This is a genomic window from Bacillus sp. FSL R5-0431 (assembly GCF_038002985.1).
In the GTDB taxonomy this organism is placed as follows: Bacteria; Bacillota; Bacilli; order Bacillales; family Bacillaceae; genus Bacillus.
Map to the genome: position 1 here is coordinate 520,409 of NZ_JBBOOG010000001.1, position 15,306 is coordinate 535,714.

Annotated in this window: 17 protein-coding genes; 11 read left to right on the forward strand and 6 right to left on the reverse strand. The window is 40.1% G+C overall.

What is annotated here, in order from left to right; all coding sequences use genetic code 11:
* Positions 1–53: 53 nt before the first annotated feature.
* Both MKZ03_RS02580 and MKZ03_RS02585 read left to right on the forward strand, forming a co-directional pair.
* Entirely contained in the window at positions 54–560 is a 507-nt protein-coding gene (locus MKZ03_RS02580) for a GrpB family protein (protein ID WP_341030815.1), read from the forward strand.
* Between the two features lie 369 nt (positions 561–929).
* Complete coding sequence (locus MKZ03_RS02585) at positions 930–1,133, forward strand: cold-shock protein (protein ID WP_003214229.1); 204 nt, start codon at positions 930–932, stop codon at positions 1,131–1,133.
* A 287-nt stretch (positions 1,134–1,420) separates the two neighbouring features.
* On the opposite strand, the gene MKZ03_RS02590 is transcribed toward MKZ03_RS02585, so the two are convergent.
* Together MKZ03_RS02590 and MKZ03_RS02595 are read right to left on the reverse strand one after the other, a co-directional pair.
* Complete coding sequence (locus MKZ03_RS02590; protein ID WP_095286254.1) at positions 1,421–1,882, reverse strand: CarD family transcriptional regulator; 462 nt, start codon at positions 1,880–1,882, stop codon at positions 1,421–1,423.
* 271 nt (positions 1,883–2,153) lie between these two features.
* A complete protein-coding gene (locus MKZ03_RS02595; RefSeq protein ID WP_034666054.1) occupies positions 2,154–3,203 on the reverse strand; it encodes an NAD(P)-dependent alcohol dehydrogenase in 1,050 nt (349 codons plus the stop codon).
* Between the two features lie 207 nt (positions 3,204–3,410).
* On the opposite strand from MKZ03_RS02595, the gene MKZ03_RS02600 reads away from it, so the two are divergent.
* A complete protein-coding gene (locus tag MKZ03_RS02600; protein WP_060595605.1) occupies positions 3,411–3,812 on the forward strand; it encodes a MerR family transcriptional regulator in 402 nt (133 codons plus the stop codon).
* A 42-nt stretch (positions 3,813–3,854) separates the two neighbouring features.
* Here the strand turns inward: MKZ03_RS02600 and bglS are convergent, their stop codons facing one another.
* Positions 3,855–4,586: a beta-glucanase gene (bglS, locus tag MKZ03_RS02605; RefSeq protein WP_066031276.1), complete on the reverse strand. Its 732-nt coding sequence runs from the start codon at positions 4,584–4,586 to the stop codon at positions 3,855–3,857.
* Between the two features lie 358 nt (positions 4,587–4,944).
* On the opposite strand from bglS, the gene MKZ03_RS02610 reads away from it, so the two are divergent.
* The 5 genes from MKZ03_RS02610 (at position 4,945) to MKZ03_RS02630 (ending at position 9,507) form a co-directional block, all read left to right on the forward strand.
* Positions 4,945–5,523 carry a TetR/AcrR family transcriptional regulator gene (locus MKZ03_RS02610; RefSeq protein ID WP_216454444.1) on the forward strand — a complete coding sequence of 193 codons (579 nt, stop codon included), beginning with the start codon at positions 4,945–4,947 and terminating at the stop codon, positions 5,521–5,523.
* A 72-nt stretch (positions 5,524–5,595) separates the two neighbouring features.
* A complete protein-coding gene (locus MKZ03_RS02615; RefSeq protein ID WP_034666046.1) occupies positions 5,596–7,035 on the forward strand; it encodes a DHA2 family efflux MFS transporter permease subunit in 1,440 nt (479 codons plus the stop codon).
* A gap of 194 nt (positions 7,036–7,229) precedes the next feature.
* Positions 7,230–8,123 carry an alpha/beta hydrolase gene (locus tag MKZ03_RS02620; protein WP_034666043.1) on the forward strand — a complete coding sequence of 298 codons (894 nt, stop codon included), beginning with the start codon at positions 7,230–7,232 and terminating at the stop codon, positions 8,121–8,123.
* A 152-nt stretch (positions 8,124–8,275) separates the two neighbouring features.
* Entirely contained in the window at positions 8,276–8,641 is a 366-nt protein-coding gene (locus MKZ03_RS02625) for an MmcQ/YjbR family DNA-binding protein (protein ID WP_066031275.1), read from the forward strand.
* A 104-nt stretch (positions 8,642–8,745) separates the two neighbouring features.
* Positions 8,746–9,507, forward strand: a complete 762-nt coding sequence (locus tag MKZ03_RS02630; RefSeq protein WP_334750838.1) for an SDR family NAD(P)-dependent oxidoreductase — start codon at positions 8,746–8,748, stop codon at positions 9,505–9,507.
* A gap of 257 nt (positions 9,508–9,764) precedes the next feature.
* Here the strand turns inward: MKZ03_RS02630 and MKZ03_RS18945 are convergent, their stop codons facing one another.
* Complete coding sequence (locus MKZ03_RS18945) at positions 9,765–9,950, reverse strand: hypothetical protein (protein ID WP_400559857.1); 186 nt, start codon at positions 9,948–9,950, stop codon at positions 9,765–9,767.
* A 460-nt stretch (positions 9,951–10,410) separates the two neighbouring features.
* On the opposite strand from MKZ03_RS18945, the gene MKZ03_RS02640 reads away from it, so the two are divergent.
* Positions 10,411–11,559, forward strand: a complete 1,149-nt coding sequence (locus tag MKZ03_RS02640; RefSeq protein WP_034666034.1) for a type II asparaginase — start codon at positions 10,411–10,413, stop codon at positions 11,557–11,559.
* Between the two features lie 33 nt (positions 11,560–11,592).
* Here MKZ03_RS02640 and MKZ03_RS02645 read toward each other — a convergent pair whose 3' ends face one another.
* Together MKZ03_RS02645 and MKZ03_RS02650 are read right to left on the reverse strand one after the other, a co-directional pair.
* A complete protein-coding gene (locus MKZ03_RS02645) occupies positions 11,593–12,492 on the reverse strand; it encodes an alpha/beta fold hydrolase (RefSeq protein WP_334750840.1) in 900 nt (299 codons plus the stop codon).
* Between the two features lie 54 nt (positions 12,493–12,546).
* Positions 12,547–12,999, reverse strand: coding sequence for a MarR family winged helix-turn-helix transcriptional regulator (locus tag MKZ03_RS02650; RefSeq protein WP_034666030.1), 453 nt, complete (start codon positions 12,997–12,999; stop codon positions 12,547–12,549).
* A 240-nt stretch (positions 13,000–13,239) separates the two neighbouring features.
* Between MKZ03_RS02650 and MKZ03_RS02655 the strand changes: the two genes are divergently transcribed.
* Together MKZ03_RS02655 and MKZ03_RS02660 are read left to right on the forward strand one after the other, a co-directional pair.
* Positions 13,240–13,845 (forward strand): TetR/AcrR family transcriptional regulator, encoded by a 606-nt coding sequence (locus tag MKZ03_RS02655; RefSeq protein ID WP_341030821.1) that lies wholly within the window; start codon positions 13,240–13,242, stop codon positions 13,843–13,845.
* Between the two features lie 31 nt (positions 13,846–13,876).
* Positions 13,877–15,076 carry an MFS transporter gene (locus tag MKZ03_RS02660; RefSeq protein ID WP_060595617.1) on the forward strand — a complete coding sequence of 400 codons (1,200 nt, stop codon included), beginning with the start codon at positions 13,877–13,879 and terminating at the stop codon, positions 15,074–15,076.
* The last annotated feature ends 230 nt before the right edge of the window (positions 15,077–15,306 follow it).

Consider the following 15,306-nt stretch of genomic DNA (forward strand, 5'->3'; position numbering starts at 1 on the left):
TTTGACCTATGTTAAAAAAGTCTAACTAAACAATCATAAGGCGGGTTGAGTAAATGCTTGGATTACCAAGAGGGGAGGTTTTTTTAGTTCCTTGGTCTGTTGAATGGGTCAAAGAATTTGAAGTGGAAAAGAAACGAATAGTAGAGGTTATCGGTCAGTACACAGTGAATGTCCACCATATTGGAAGTACAGCAGTAAAGGGTTTAAGTGCGAAGCCAATTATTGATATTGCAATTGAAATAGATGATTTTCTTGACGGAGAACAGTGCGTAACAGCTTTGGAAGGGCTAGGTTATTCATATAAAGGAACCAATGTTTTACCTGAAAGACACTATTTCAACAAAGGAGAACCACGTACACACCAAATCCATATGTATCAAACAGGCAATAGGTATTTACTCGAACAGTTAAATTTCAGGGATTATTTAAGAAGTAACGAACTAGTAAGAAGTGAGTACGAGCAGCTCAAACTGAACCTATCAATTTTAAATAAAAATGAAAAACACAAATATGCAGAGGGGAAAACTGACTTTGTTCAGTCGATTTTAGAGAGAATTTAGAAAAGATTCTCTCTTTTGGTGATCAAACTAACTGATTTTATGCACAAGTGGACTCGCTGCAAAGGGAAGTTTCTTCTTTTTAACCAAAATCAACATTATTCTTTAACATAGCTAAATTAACAAGGGTGAGGGATATGAAATTTGTTTATTCGTTTCATCATTAAACCCCCTGTCTTATTTGTGTCACTATATCACGTTTGGTGCTCTTTTAAATCCTAAATTGCAATTATTTCCGATTCATGTTACAATAAGAATAATTATTTTTGTTCGGCGTAAAGGATAGCATGAAGAAAGACTTTTCGTCTTGAGGATACTTTGGGCAAGGATAGTATAATACATTGTGTGGTAACGCACTAGGAGGCAACAAACATGGAACAAGGTACAGTAAAATGGTTTAACGCAGAAAAAGGTTTTGGATTTATCGAACGTGAAGAAGGCGACGATGTATTCGTACATTTCTCAGCTATCCAAGGTGACGGATTCAAATCTTTAGACGAAGGTCAAAAAGTAACATTTGACGTAGAGCAAGGTTCTCGTGGAGCTCAAGCTGCTAACGTTCAAAAAACTGCTTAATCTTCATTTTTAAAAACAGGTTCTCTGTAGAGAGCCTGTTTTTTTGTGTTTCCAATTATTTCTTCAATAAAAAACCCTACTCAGCGTACAAGTAGGGAGATGTTACAAGGTAATCGTAAAAAAATTCATGCTTCAAAGGTTTATCAACAGTATAGCATATTGGATTTACAATATGCGGAATTTGCCTAAATAAATTCTTTTTTCTTTCATAAGTTGAAGGGTGGATAGGTTCTTAGAGAACATGTATTCAAAAATGGTGAGGGATGCCCAAAAGAGCGGCAGAGTTCTTAACAGAAACTTTTTATTTGCTTTTCTGTAATCCCTTTGATGACTTCTAATTCACTTAGCAAAAATTCATGGGCATCATCTAGCATTTTCTTTTCACTTGCATTTAGTGCTTTCTCTTTCTTCATACGCATCAGGTCACGTACAACTTCAGCACCGTCTTGGATGCTACCCGTTTTTATTTTGTTTGTATTAATTGTATGCCGTTCTTTCCATGTCAGTATTTGATCTGATTTGCCATGCTGGAAAATGTGTATCACACTGTTTAATGCCAGTATATCTGTAACAGGTCTAATACGTGAACCCGACATTTTCCGTGTTGGAATCATCACTTTCATATGACTGATTGACATATTAATCACATAATACTGTTGTTTTTCATCAGAAAATTCTTTTTCTTCTATGGCTTCAATTATACCTGCTCCATGCATTGGATACACAATGTTATCACCAATTTGAAACATATCATCCACCTCCATATTAAGTACCTACTATAAGGGTACCACAAATCGATCCGAAATAATCAAATTTTTAATAATAACATGTTTATTTATTTTTTGTCAATAAATTTAGTTCTAAAAAAGAGAGATTATTTTGAAGAAATTTTGGGTGTGATTTTTTTTTATTATCCATGATTTTTGAACATATCCTCTAGAATCCTCGCTATAAGAAAAACAGGATATCCACCATTAAAAAAGACCAGCCATTGAGCTAGTCTTTCAAAATAGAATCCGATCATAATGTCGAAATATCAATGACAAACCGATAACGCACATCACTTTTCAGCACACGTTCATACGCTTCATCAACTTGACTTGCGTTGATCACTTCAATTTGTGGTGCGATATTGTGAGCAGCTGCGAAATCGAGCATTTCTTGTGTTTCTTGTATGCCTCCAACGAGTGAACCGGCAATGCTGCGGCGGCCAGTAATCAATGAAAAGACGTGGAATTGATCTGGCTCAGGTGGTGCACCGACGTTCACCAAGGTTCCATCCACACGAAGTAGGGACAAATAGGCGTCTATATTGATATTGGCAGAAACTGTGTTGAGAATGAGGTCATACTGACCGGCTAGTGACTGAAAGGTATGAGGATCACTTGTAGCAAAATAATCTTTTGCACCAAATGACAGCGCCTCTTCTTTTTTATTCAAAGAGCGGCTCAATACCGTGACTTCAGCGCCAAGTGCACGTGCGAATTGAATGGCCACGTGACCGAGTCCGCCCATCCCGACGATGGCAACTTTTTTACCTGGCCCTGCTTTCCAGTGCTTTAACGGTGAATAAGTTGTGATTCCAGCGCAGAGAAGAGGACTTGCGGCATCAAGGGATAGTTGATCTGGAATGCTGACGACAAAGCGCTCTGTCACGACAATCTTCTGACTATAGCCGCCGTAAGTCGGTTCCCCGTCATAATCGAGGTTATTATAGGTTTGGACGACCCCTTTCGTGCAATATTGCTCGTCTCCATTTTGGCAATATTCACAGGTGCCGCAGGAATCAACAAAGCAGCCAACACCTACACGGTCTCCGATCTGAAATTTCGTCACATCATCACCAACAGCGGCAACGACTCCAGTGATCTCATGACCCGGAACCATTGGGAAAATACCGCCGCCCCATTCATCAAAGGCACTGTGGATATCTGAATGACATATCCCGCTAAATTGAATATCGATTAAAATATCATGTGGACGAAGCGCTCTTCGTTCAATGGTTGTCCGTTCAAAGCTCGCTTTTGCATGTGAAACACTTAAAACGTTTGAATGGTGCGTCTGACACATTCTTGATCATCCTTTCAAAAGTAAGATTCTTTACTTCTATACTGTACGTCTTAAAGTGAACTCTAAGTCAATAGAGAACCCTCTTCAAGCTTTTCAACATCCTTAAATAAAGAATTGAGCCAAAAGCATCTTGCGTTCTCTATGAAATTGGAGATGATGAGAAGAAGGAATTTCATAAGGTGAGAGAAGAAGAGAAGGGTGAAAACAATGAAAATAGCACAAGCCGCCAAGCAGCTCGATTTATCTACTGCCACGCTCAGATACTATGAGAATATTGGTTTAATTCGACCGATCCGACGTGATGAAAACGGTGTTCGTGATTATGCAGAAGAAGATATTCAGTGGATTGAATTTATCAAATGTATGAGAAATGCGGGTCTCTCAATTGATGCACTTAGAGAATATACGGCTTTATTTATCGAGGGCGAGGATCGTACCCTGTCCTCGCGGAAAAGTATTTTGGTCAATGAGAGAGAAAGACTTGTAGAAAAACAAAAGGAAATCGAAGAGACGATTAAGCGGTTAGATTACAAGATAGAAAGTTATGAAGATATTATCCACAGCTATGAACAAAAGCTGGTTCATCAACTAAAAACCAGTTCAATTTAAATGAAGAAAAACCTGTGACTTTTCACAGGTTTTGTGATGTGGTTATCTTTTTGTGTAACGCACCCAGTTATAATGTGCGTGGAGCGGTGTAACACCGTTATAGGAGCCGAGCCATTCATCGACACCTGCACCATTCCACAGGTTCATCATAATCTTTCCTGGAGTTTGAGGAATTTGAGTAGTGGCAGTATGTTTTAATTGTCCGTCCACATACCATTTAATCGAGTTAGGCTGCCAGTCAAATGCATACGTGTGATAAGAGTTTGCTGCATCAAAACCAAGGTTGACGATTTTTTCATGATTTCCTACACCATTGGTATAGTAGTTAAACTGAACCTTTGTCGTATCTTTTCCTAGAAATTCGATATCAATTTCATCCCAAGGCGTACCATCAGTCGGTCCCGTATAAGTAAAGAACGAAGACACGATCCCTACATTTTTGGCTGGTTTCATGCTGACTTCATAAAGCCCGTAGCCATATGTTTGAGTGGAGCGGTTTTCTCCGCAGTCAAACTTATTATAGGAGGGACTTGTGAGCGATAATCGCATTTCACCTAATGACGTCATGGAGACATTATTTGCACGCCACGTACAGTTAAACATGTTTCCATTCGAGTACCCATCGGCTTTTTGCCATAACCCCGTATTATAGTTGTTAAAAGGCTCGTAAAACGACCCGCCTGTTTGTGCCGAGGCACCCGCAGTAAATGTGGACAAACTCAAGACTAATCCAGTGACAAGCAGCATCAACATTCGTTTCACACGGTAAGACATATAGGCATTCCCCTCTCCTTTTTTGAAAGCGTTTTCTTAATTGATCATACATTATTCTCTCAAAATGGAAAATCGGTCTAATATATGATATTAAAGAGGATTTTTTGCTAGATTCTTCTCTTATTTCATAGGAAGTTACTAAAGAAAATGGTATAAACAGCAAAAGGTCATCAAAAACTCATTCGTTAAAATTGAGTTTTTGATATTTTTCATGCCATTTAATAAAGAATGATTGACAAAGCGGACAGTTGTCCGTAAGATAATATCGGGACAATTGTCCTAATGAGAATCAAAAGAGATGAGATTTAACACATAGAGATAAGTGCAATATGGTTGAAGGTAAAGAAGGTGAGGCATCATGGAAAAGGATATTGGAAAGGAAATTGAAGAGGTCGCTTTTTCTTTGTTTCAGGAATTTGGCGTGGAAAATGTCAGCATGCATAAAATTGCCAAAACAGCTGGTGTTGGGCAGGGCACTCTTTACCGCCGCTATGCCAATAAAAGTGATTTATGCCTTTCTATCCTTGGAGAAAAATTTGAACAGCTGATCCCTGCTTTGCATCTTTACTTGAGCAAAATCAGTGACCAGCCGGTTCGTGAACGTTTGCGTTATGTGCTCGAAGAAATTCATCTCATCGTCGGTCATCACTTAGACTGGATTCGGATGCTTACAATCTCTGGGAATTTAGAACAGACAAGTAAAGTGTATGATTGTCATTACAGTCAATCGCTTAAACAAATCATTCGTGATTTGCTGGAGGAAGCAGAAGAAAAAGGGGAAGCGAACATACAGGATATTGAGCTGACGACATTATGTATGTCCTCTCCGATGACGCCTGAACTGATGTTTTATATTTGTGAATCTGGTTATTCAATCGAAAAAATCGCTCAATTCGCTGCAGAGAAACAGATTTTATCTGTTTTCAATAGACATTGAAGTGGCTCATTTCTGACCAGCCTGACTTCCTATGATTGATCTAAATTGAAAAAGAAAAGGAGCCAACCTACTATGAACAAACAGCAAGCAGCAGCTTCTCATATTCGAACGCTGCCCATTATTATCTCATTTATTACAGCTGGTTTTATTGGCCTGTTCAGTGAAACGGCACTAAATATGGCGCTGAGAAGCTTAACGTTAGACTTTGGTATTGAAGCAACGACAGCTCAGTGGCTGACAACAGGATATTTATTAACACTTGGTATTCTCGTACCAATTTCAGGACTCATTCTTCAATGGTTTACAACAAGACAGCTTTTCATTACGTCGCTCATCTTTTCGATCATTGGAACATTTATTGCAGCGGTTGCGCCAGTCTTTAGTATTTTAATGGTGGCACGTGTCGTGCAGGCAGTCGGTACAGCATTGCTTCTTCCATTGATGTTCAATACGATTTTGGTGATCATCCCGCCTCATAAACGAGGCAGATCAATGGGGATTATAGGTCTTGTGATCATGTTTGCACCAGCTGTTGGTCCAACAGTCTCTGGTCTTATTTTGAAATCGCTGACTTGGCATTGGATTTTCTGGATTTCACTTCCGTTATTAATAGCTGCACTCGTCTTTGGTTTTATCTTTATGCAAAATATTACGGAGCCAACAAGACCAAAAATCGACATTTTATCGATTGTGCTTTCAACCATTGGTTTCGGAGGAATTGTGTATGGCTTTAGCAGTGCCGGTGAAGGCGGCGGCTGGAGCAGTATGCATGTTATCGTTGCAATTGTAGTAGGTGTCATTGGGATTCTTGTATTCTCTCTCAGACAGTTGAATATGAAGGAACCGATGCTGAACTTAAGCCCGTTTAAATATCCGATGTTTGTCATTGGGTTACTGCTGATCTTAGTGTGTATGATGGTGATGCTGTCTGCTATGATGATTTTGCCATTGTATCTGCAAACATCCTTGGCACTAACGACATTTACAGCAGGTTTAATGCTATTGCCTGGTGGAATTATCAACGGTCTGTTATCTCCAATCATGGGTGGGCTATTTGATAAGTTTGGACCAAAATGGCTTGTGATTCCAGGGCTTGTCATTGTCGCAGCGACGATGTTTGGCTTCACGAATTTAAGTGTGAATACATCGATTGGATACATTGTGACCCTTCATATTACGTTAATGGTCGGAATCGCGATGATCATGATGCCTGCACAAACAAATGGATTAAATCAGCTGCCGCCAGAGCTATATCCGCATGGTACAGCGATTATGAATACATTGCAGCAGGTGTCAGGAGCTATTGGTACTGCGGTCGGTATTTCGATCCTTTCATCAGGGACCCGCAGCTTTATGGAAAATGTGGCTGATCCTGCAAATCCGATGAACCAGCTGCTCGCCTTTACAAATGGCGTCCAGCATGCATTTATCTTTGCTGTGATCATGACCGTCATTGGTTTGATCATCGCTTTCTTCATTAAACGAGTGAAAGTAGAACAGCAAGTTTCATAAAATAGATGAAAAGCACTGAGGACCTAGCGCCGCAGTGCTTTTTTTATTTGCCCAATGCTTGTTTCAAAGAGAGCGAAAATGGGGAGATAGATAAAAAGTGAACCAATGAGAATGTGCTGCTAATTCAGTAGAAGGAAAAGAGGAAAAAGGAACGAATGAGTTAGAAGAAATGAATAAGATAGGAGACTGAGATCATGAACTTAGAAGAACAAATCAAAATCGCTGCTTCATTACGTCAACCAGCTGAAGGTTCATTACCGAGTCAATCGGAACTAAAACCAGTCCATCCTCCTGAAGTAAACAAAATGGAATATGACATTCCAACAAGTGCTGGCGAAACAAAGGTATGGGTATTTAAGCCGGTCAACACATCAAAGCAGCCGCTTCCTGTTTTTGTGAATTTACATGGCGGAGGATTTATCCTAGGCAGTGCTGAAATGGATAACCATTGGTGTCCGGTCATTGCAGACCGAGCGCAATGTATCGTCGTCAATGTGGAGTATCAGCTTGCCCCAGAGCACCCTTTCCCGGCCGCCCTTCATGAATGCTACGATGTGCTGAAGTGGCTGTATGAACATCCTGATGAGCTTCAAATAGATCCCAATAGAGTAGCCATTGGCGGACATAGCGCAGGAGGAAACTTGGCAACGGCTGCTTGTCTCTTAAATATTCAAAAAGGGCACCAACTTCCTATTGTCTATCAAGTGCTTGATTATCCGCCGCTTGATTTAGCCACTGATCCAGCACAAAAGCCAGCGTTTGAAGAAGCGATCCCAGTTGAAATGGCGAGACTCTTTAATGCCTTCTATCTGCAAGGCCAAGATCCGCACAATCCGCTCGTTTCTCCGATCTTTGCTGATCGTTCATCCTTGGCACAAATGCCACCAGCTCTCGTTATCACAGCTGAAAGAGATTCGCTAGCTCAAGAAGCCGAACAATATGCGGAGAAGTTAAAAGAAGCAGGGGTAGACGTCACGTACAGACAGTTTAAAGGAGTCCCTCACGCCTTCACGCATGCCGGAGATTTAGCAATAGCTGAAGAGGCTTGGCATCTGATGAGTGATCAATTGAAGAAGGCATTTGAATAAGAAAGGAACAGTGATGTTAAAGCACAGAGCCCAGCGGGACTGTGCTTTTATTGTTGCTTGAGAAAGAAGTGGGTTACAAAAGATCAGATATCTGCCTTCATTGTCGATATAATAGAAAGAATAGAAGACGACTTAAAAAAGGAGCGAATCTAATGGAAAAAGAGAAACTACAGGCATTTTGTCTTTCTTTAAAAGGAGTAACCCATGATTATCAGCCAGAATGGCAGGCAGATCGTTATCATATTGGTGGAAAGATGTTTGCTATGATGGGCGGAGATGCGAAACGAAAACCTGTCATCACTTTAAAATGTGACCCTCAACGTGCTGAAGAACTAAGAGAGGCGCATGAGGGGATTATTCCGGGCTATTATATGAATAAGACTCATTGGAATTCGATTTACCTTGATGCGGACATTCCATCTTCATTTGTAGAGGAGTTAATCGAACATTCCTACCAATTGGTTTTTCACAAATTAACAAAAAAATCTCAACATGACATCCTCCAACATGATGAATGAAGTGAGACAAGTTAATAAACCCTGTGATTCTCTTCAAAATTGACTAGAGCGAAGTGCTGTCGTTATAATTTAACCAGTTAGAAGACGTTAATAGGGGGATATAAATGAGCTATACAGTCATTACAGGAGCAAGTTCAGGTATTGGGTATGAGGCGGCGCTAGCCTTTGCAGCACGAGGCAAAAACCTTATTTTAGCTGCACGCCGGCTCGAGAAACTCCAAGAACTGAAGAAAGAGATTCTTGATCAATATCCCGATATCAAAGTAAACATACAGTCTGTCGATTTAACCGACATGGAGCAAGTGTATTCATTTTATGAATCGTTGGCTGAATATGAGCTTGACACCTTCATTAATAATGCAGGGTTCGGCCATTTTGGTTCAATAGGAGAACAGGATGTAAGAAAAATTGGAGATATGCTTCATCTGAATATCGAAGCCTTAACGATTTTATCCACTTTATTTGTTCGTGATTATGAGCAAGTAGAAGGGGCGCAGCTGATCAACATTTCTTCAAGAGCGGGCTATACAGTCGTCGGCAATGCCGTCACCTATTCAGCCACGAAGTTTTACGTGAGCGCCTTTACAGAAGGACTAGCACTAGAGTTGAAAGAAAAAGGAGCTAACTTACAGGCAAAAGTATTAGCGCCTTCCGCGACAGAATCAGAATTTGCAAAGCGTTCATTAGATGTAGACCAATTTGAATATGAAGGCAATATCAAGAAATATCATACATCAAAAGAAATGGCAGCTTGTCTGCTCGAGCTTTATGATCATGAAAAAACAGTCGGTATTGTTGACGGCAAGACATTTGACTTTGAATTGAAAGACCCGATTTTTTCACATGCTGGTCCAAGTATGAAATAGAAATGACACATCACTGAGGGCAGATTTCCTCGGTGATTTTTTTATGGCATGATTGACTGTATGGTAACCACATGGTTTAGAATGTGTACACAAGGAGGGAATCTAGTGACGTATGTAACAAGTGGAGAAGTATGTAAGCTATTGAACATCACAAAGTATACGCTCGTCATTATATAGAACAGGAACTCGTCCGCCCTGCGAAATCCGCTCAAACTCAAAATGGATAACAATTATTTGATGAAAAAAACACCTTCACATTAGGTGTTTTTTTCATATGTTCTTTGATAAAGCAAAGAATCAGAGACCCAGTAGATGAGACTGCTCATGATGACGATAGGCACAGATGCCGAGCTCCCAATACCATCAATGACAAAAAGCATGACAACCATTGCAATCAGTAAATAAGCGGTTAAATAAAGAGGATGGAAAGCCTTTGGCTGCAAAGAAAACAACAACTGCAAAGGAACCGCAAAAACGAAATAATAAACAAAAAAGATGGGAATGTAAAATACCAGGAACGCAGGCTCTCCCTGAATCGGTGGATAGAAGCATACGAACAGACTGAGTAAAATCGAACTAAGGAATAGTGTTATTAGGATTTTGTGAAATGATTGAAGCATTTGCAATACGTATACTCCTTTTTTGTAAAATTTACTATATTTTATCATAAATTGATGATCTAGTATTGTTTACTTTTATTGATTGAACAATCTCAATATCTCCTTTTTTAAAAATAAAGTTAGGTATTTAGATGTAAAGAAGTAATTGTGATAATATCTTTTTTCCTTTATTTGGTTCTGTATCTTTCGCCTCATGCCGATGAATGAAGGAATGGTATAAAGTAAACCCTATAGAAAGAGATCTAGCTTTGAATCCATCACATTTAAGAAGAGAGATGATCGAATGAACGTAACAAAATGGTTAGGTGCTGTCCTTCTTTCTGCTTTATTACTGTCGACAGCAGCTTGTGCCAATACAAGTACCCAAGAGAAAAATCAAAGCGAAAAAGAAAGCGCAACTAATGAATCAAAGGACAAAACGACAGCCGTAGAAACAGGGAATAAGTCCTTATCTAATATTAAGGTATTAGCGACAGGCGGGACGATTGCTGGCAGTTCGGACAGTGATACAGATACGACAGGATATAAATCCGGTTCACTTGGCATCGATAAAGTCATTGCTTCAGTTCCTCAGCTAAAGGATATTGCAAACGTTACCGGTGAGCAGGTAGCGAATGTTGGCAGTGAAAATGTTGATAATGCCCTTCTTTTAAAATTAGCCAAACGAGTGAATCAACTCTTAAATGATGATCAGGTGGATGGCATAGTCATCACGCATGGTACAGACACACTTGAAGAAACAGCTTACTTTCTACATCTGGTTGTCAAAAGTGATAAGCCAGTTGTGGTCGTTGGCTCAATGAGACCAGCGTCTGCTATCAGTGCGGACGGTCCGCTGAACTTGTATCATGCTGTCAAAATTGCCTCTATAAAAGAAGCAAAGGGCAAAGGTGTCATGGTCACGTTAAATGACCGAATTGCCTCAGCTCGATTTATTACAAAGACAAACACGACCACAACCGATTCCTTCAAGTCACTTGAGCAAGGCTACATTGGAGAAATTGCTGGTGAAGTGGTTTCCTTCTATAACGAAACGACAAGAAAACATACAACTGATAGTGAATTTGATGTATCGAAAATAAAAGAATTGCCACAAGTCGATATTTTATATGGCTATCAAAATGATCAAAAATATGTGTATGATGCAGCTGTAAAAGCAGGAGCGAAAGGCATTGTCGTTGCCGCAGCAGGAAATGGAACGATGTCAACAGAAGCCATCAAAGGGGCAACAGATGCAGTGAAGAAAGATGTGGTCCTCGTGAGATCAAGCCGTGCGGGAAATGGAATTGTGACCCACGAAAAAATGGATGATGAACATCACTTTGTGTCATCGGATTCATTAAATCCACAAAAAGCGCGCATTCTGCTTATGCTCGCTCTAACGAAGACAAAAGATCCAGATAAAGTACAGACATATTATGAAAAATATTAATGAAGAAAGGGACCCGAAGCTTCGGGTCTTTTTTTATGCATGTTCCTGATGATACTTTTCAGCACGTGTTTTTAAAGAGAGTAAAATATCTCGCCATATATCGTCTACATCTGTAAGAAAATGTCCCGCTTGATCTATATAATAGGTTTTGACGTTTGGAATACTAGGAGCCATTTTTTCTATTTCTACAAATGGAGCCATCGTATCCTCTTTTCCATGCCATACATCAACAGGGATTTGTATATCTTTCATATCGAATGCCCATGGCTGCGAGAGCAAATATGGTTCATGAATACATTCATCCACCGATTGACGAGTGGCTTCGTGTAAATGCGTCATCATCATCTCGAGCTGCTCATCGGTTTGAAGGAATTGACGGTCCCATGGATGTAAATGTTTGTTCCCATTTTTGGCCAGCTTCTTAAATTTCTCTGGTTTTTTCTCAATCATTTTTTTCTGGGAACGATAGCTTGCTTTCAATAGCCAAGGGAACTTCTTACTCAGGAAAAAAGCCAATTTGTTCTCTTTGAGCATACTCTTAGGCGGTTTTCCGTCCTGAAATGGCGTTGTACTTGAGATCAGAGCGGCTGAAAGGACTCGATTCGGCAATTGATAAGCACAGCCAGCAGCGAATGCGCCGCCTCCAGATACACCCATCACTGAAAAATGGTGAATGCCTAGATGATCTGCTACTTCCAGCACGTCTTTTGCCCAGTCTAAAATCGTACGGTCAGGTTGAGGGGTAGATAAACCAAATCCAGGTCTGTCTAAACAGATGAGGCGAACACCGTGCTCTTTAGAGATTGGGTCATCTTCTAAAAACATGACTCTTGATCCAGGAGTTCCGTGAAAAAAGAATACTGGAAATCCTTCAAGATCACCGTATTCACACAAACCAATATGACGTCCATCTTGTAAATGAATCCTACCCATATTTTCATCCCCTTAATAGTTTATCTAACTTAAATGTTGGAGAAAAACACCGGATTAAGGCGCTTCTTTCGCAATCTGATAGATTTTTTCGTATAGAGATAATAATGTTTTTAAATCTTCTTTTGGAAGCTTTGCATAGTATTTTTGAATAAGGTGCAATTGAATTTCTTCCGTATTCTTGTGATAGTCATGACCCTTTTGAGCAAAATCAACAATGATTTCTCTTCGGTTATGTGGATTAATTTCTCGTTTGACATAGCCAAGCTGCTCAAGCTTTGAGACAAGCTGGCTAGCGGCACTTGCCGAAATTGAAAAGTAATCAGCTAGTTCGTTGATTGTTCTCGTTTTTGTCCGTAATAATTCAAGTGTCAGCTCTTGTTTGGCTGATAAATCTGCATACTCATGTTTTAAAAATCGTTGATACTCTTCTACATAGATAGAGCCTAGTGCATTCGAATATTCAATGATTTTTTTACCGTAATGAATGATTTCCTCATCCAATGACATCACCTCTATTCTATTATAGGCAATCCTTATTGTTAAGTGAAGTTAAATATTAAGGAATGTTAAATGATGAGATGGCATAAATGACCGTATTGTTTGTTTTCACATGATTCACTCCTTATGAATTCGATGACTTTTTCATTGTATTTTGAAAAAGATCCATTTATAATAAAAAAAATAAACCAACTGGTCGGTTTTGATTTGTCCTTGCAAAGAAAAGCAAGGTAGAAGGGATTGTGAAAGATGACAAGTACACAAAGCGGGGCTGGAAAGAGCGAAAAGACGAAGCAAAAAATCGTCACCGCTTCTCGTGATTTATTTGCGACAAAAGGATATTCAGAAACATCCGTGCGGGATATTCTAGAGGCTGCTGAGGTTAGTAAAGGCAATCTCTATCACCATTTTAAAGGAAAAGAGTTCTTGTTCCTTCATATCATGGAAGAGGATCACCGTTTGATGATGGAGACGTGGCATCAGGAGAAACAAACGATGCACCGGGCCATTGATAAGCTCGCCGGATTTGCAGAGCTGCTCAGTCAAATGGGGATTAACTACCCATTAATGAGAGCGAGTGAGGAATTCTGTGCAAGTGCCTTTACATCAGACGAGGTCATGGAACGGCTGAACAAGATTGATGCCGACTTTGATGATGTGATGAGAGACATCTTACTTGAAGGAAACGAAGATGGCAGCTGGTCAATTCAGCATGTGGAGTCAAAAGTGAAAATATTACTTTCCGTTTTTTACGGATTAGACGTGTTATATAAAAGTGACACCATCCAACAGAAGAAAGAGTTACAAAAAGAGGCGATCTCATTGTTTATTCACGGAATCAACCATCATGAGTAACAAGTGAGTCAGTAAAGGAGAAACAAACATCATGCAAAAACCGATTCGTGAGCAAAAAGCTGTACTCGTTATTTTATTAAGTAATATATTTATTGCGTTTTTAGGCATCGGTCTCATCATTCCTGTCATGCCGCTATTCATGAACGTGATGCATCTAACAGGAAGTACGATGGGATACCTTGTGGCGGCGTTTGCTGTGGCTCAGCTCATTGCTTCACCTATTGCAGGGAGATGGGTAGACCGCTACGGAAGAAAGATTATGATTGTGTCAGGGCTGTTTCTATTTGCGTTATCAGAACTCGTCTTCGGTCTTGGGACACACGTGTATGTGCTGTATTTTGCAAGGCTGCTAGGCGGCATTAGTGCGGCATTTATCATGCCGGCTGTCACTGCTTATGTCGCAGATATCACGACCGTTCAAGAAAGATCAAAGGCAATGGGCTATGTGTCAGCGGCCATTAGTACCGGTTTTATTATTGGCCCGGGCATTGGCGGATTTATCGCAGAATATGGCGTACGCCTGCCATTCTTCTTTGCAGCAGGGATTGCGTTTATTGCCGTCATTTCGTCTATGTTTATGCTGAAGGAGCCATTAACAAAAGAAGAGCGAGCGAAACAAATGGGTCAAGTGAAGGAATCTACTTTCTTTAAAGATTTGAAAAAATCGATTCATCCAAGCTATCTCATCGCCTTTATCATTGTGTTTGTCCTCGCTTTTGGACTATCTGCGTATGAAACAGTCTTTAGCTTGTTTACAAATCATAAGTTTGGATTTGGACCAAAAGATATTGCCGTCATCATTACCGTCAGCTCGATTGTGGCGGTCATCATCCAAGTTCTTGTGTTTGGTAAACTGGTTAATGCCCTAGGGGAGAAAAGAGTCATTCAGCTATGCCTGATTGTCGGAGCGGTCCTTGCTTTCGTTTCGACAGTCGTTTCAGGCTTTTTGGTTGTACTGATTGTCACATGTGTCATTTTCCTTGCGTTTGATTTATTGCGACCAGCATTAACGACCTTCTTATCCAAAATCGCTGGAAACCAGCAAGGATTTGTCGCAGGGATGAACTCCACCTACACAAGCCTAGGTACGATTTTCGGCCCAGCACTTGGCGGCATTTTATTCGATCAAAATATACATTTCCCATTTCTATTCGCAGGTGTTGTCTTATTTCTTGGGTTAGGCTTAACCCTTATTTGGAAGGGGAAGGCAGAAGAGCCTGCGGCAGAATAATGAATGAAGAAGTAAGAGACCTTTCAAACGAGGTCTCTTTTTTTTAAGACTGCGGCTTCAAATGATTCAATGCTTCTGCCATTTTTTGATTTTGATGCTTTTTTGTAAAACAGAAAGGCGATGATATGACCAGTCAGTGTCAGAAAGGCAATGCCGATGAAATAACATAATCAATTGCAGTAAAGCAGTCGAATATAACGCGGCCGCCCCTAATTGAAAGGCTAAATTGA